Below are 2,340 nucleotides of genomic sequence, written 5' to 3' on the forward strand. Positions count from 1 at the left end.
GAGCCGCGCGAGTCCCTGGCCGAGAGCGAGCGCCTGGAGACCGAGCTCGAACCCGCCGAGGAGGCGGAGGAGCGGCGCGACCTGGACCCGGCCCTGCTGCCACGGGACTGGGACGGCGCCGCCGCCGCCGAGACCTCCGATTGCCTGCCCCCCGATCACGTACCCAACGCCCCTGCCGAAGCCGCGGCCGCTCGGCCCGAGCCCGACTGGCCTCGTCCATCGGCTGAATCCGACACCGGCCGGCCCTGGCCGAAGCCGTCGAAACCGGACAGCAGTTGAGGGCAAGCGTGGCACGACCGCGTAGGTTGGGTTCGCCTTCGAACCCAACATCTCGCCGCCGCGCCTCTGTTGGGTTCGCTTACCGCGAACCCAACCTACGAAGCCGTTTTGCCTTTCCACTCTCCCCCTCCCCTTGCGGGAGGGGGCAGGGGGAGGGGTCTGCGCGCGTCCGCGCCGCCGCCGCATGCCTACCCCAAAAAACTCGTCATCCCCGCGAACGCGGGGATCTCGTCACGCCAGATCGGCAAGAGATTCCCGCTTTCGCGGGAATGACGACAAAGAGTTGAGATGCCGTCCTGAACGACCAGCCCAGCCGGAGAGATGACGCGCTCGCCCCTACCGCCCCACCACCGTCTCCAGCACCTGGCCGCCACGCTGGACGGCGATGCGCCACGGACCGCGGGAGTTGCGCAGCGCCGTGTCCAGCGCCTCGGTGCTCTCCATCGCCTCGTCGTCGAGCCGCAGCAGCACGTCGCCCGGCTGCAGCCCCAGCCGCGCCGCGGGGCTGCGGGCGGCGACCGCGGTCACCACCACGCCCTTGCCCGAGTTGTTGAGCCGCATCTCCTCGACCACGGCCGGCGAGACATTGACCACGGTGGCGCCGGCCAGGGGCGAGCGGCCGCCGAGCACGCGCTCGTCGCGCGGCGGATCCTCCGGCGGCGCCTCGACCGGCAGCGCCAGCTCGGCCGTGTCCTTGCCGCGCCGCACCGTCAGTTTCGCCGTGGCGCCGAGGTCGAGGGTGGCAAGGCGGAAGCGCAGCGATTCCGGGTCGTCGACCGGATGACCGTCGACCGCGGTGACCACGTCGCCGACCTTGAGCCCGGCCCGCCCTGCCGGCCCCCGGGGGTCGACGCCGTTGACCAGAACGCCGGCCGGCCGGTCCAGGCCATAGGCCTCGGCCAGGCTGCGGTCGACCGCCTGGCCGTCGGCGCCGAGCCAGGGCCGCACCACCTTCTGCCCGGTCTCCGCCGCCCGCATCATGCTGCGCAGCATGTTGGCCGGGATGGCGAAGCCGATGCCGAGCGACCCGCCGGTGCGGCTGTAGATCGCCGTGTTGATGCCGACCAGCCGGCCCTTCATGTCGATCAGGGCGCCGCCCGAATTGCCCGGATTCACCGCCGCATCGGTCTGGATGAAGAAGTCGTAGTCGGAGATGCCGACGGCCGTGCGGGCAATCGCCGAGACGATGCCCATGGTCACGGTCTGGCCGACGCCGAACGGGTTGCCGATCGCCAGCACCAGGTCGCCGACCTCGAGCGCGTCGCTGTCGCCGAGCGGCAGCGACGGCAGCGACCGGCCGGCGAGATCCTTCAGCTTGAGGAAGGCAAGGTCGGTGCGCTCGTCCGACAGCACCAACTCGGCCTCGTATTCGGTGCGGTCGGACAGCACCACGGTGATCTGGTCCGCGTCCTTGATCACATGGTGGTTGGTGACCACGAGCCCGCCGGCCCCGACCAGGACGCCGGAGCCCAGCGAGTTCTCGACCCGCTGCCGCGGCCGCCCGCCCGGCATGTCGTCACCGAAGAAGCGCTGGAAGAACGGGTCGTCGAACAGCGGGTTCGCCCGCTCGACCACCATGTGGCGGGCATAGATGTTGACCACGGCCGGCGCCGCGCTGCGCACCAGCGGCGCGAAGCTGAGGTCGATCTCGGCCCGGCTGGTCGGCACCACCGGCTCCGCCATGGCCGGCCCGGCCAGCAGCAGCAGCACCGACGCCGCAGCGCCTGCGAAACGCAACATCCTTCCTCCATCCGCCGTCATGGCCGTGGGTCTAGCCGAAGCCGCCCGCCGCCGTCCATGAGCCGGCATGCCGCGGAGGGGACGGTTCCGACGCGTCGCCCTCTCCCGCAATTCGATTTGCGCATCTTAGATCGGGCCCTTTTTCAGTCCCCCCTCCCCTTGCGGGAGGGGGGCAGGGGGAGGGGTCTGCGCGCGTCCGCGCGCGAATGGGCAAAGAACCGAACTCACCGTCTGCGCCCGCTTGCGACAACCAAGACCGAGTCAAGCCGAGAGAACCCCCTCCCCCTAGCCCCCTCCCGCGAGGGGAGGGGGGACTCAAAT

The 2,340-nt window shown here is 71.2% G+C and carries 2 protein-coding genes; one reads left to right on the forward strand and one right to left on the reverse strand.

Translation table 11 applies throughout. From position 1 onward, the window contains the following. The coding region (locus tag AB4Z01_RS36095; RefSeq protein ID WP_441701655.1) for a hypothetical protein at nucleotides 1-279 on the forward strand (279 nt) is incomplete at its 5' end. Between the two features lie 336 nt (nucleotides 280-615). On the opposite strand, the gene AB4Z01_RS36100 is transcribed toward AB4Z01_RS36095, so the two are convergent. Further along, the gene (locus AB4Z01_RS36100; RefSeq protein WP_441701657.1) at nucleotides 616-2,019 is read right to left on the reverse strand and encodes a DegQ family serine endoprotease; all 1,404 of its coding nucleotides are present in this window, start codon (nucleotides 2,017-2,019) and stop codon (nucleotides 616-618) included. Between the last annotated feature and the right edge of the window lie 321 nt (nucleotides 2,020-2,340).

Source organism: Inquilinus sp. YAF38 (genome assembly GCF_052113205.1).
GTDB lineage: Bacteria > Pseudomonadota > Alphaproteobacteria > DSM-16000 > Inquilinaceae > Inquilinus.

Coding starts and splice junctions, on each gene's coding strand:
- AB4Z01_RS36100 (WP_441701657.1), bottom strand. CDS start 2,019: ATGTTGCGTTTCGCAGGCGCTGCGGCGTCGGTGCTGCTGCTGCTGGCC.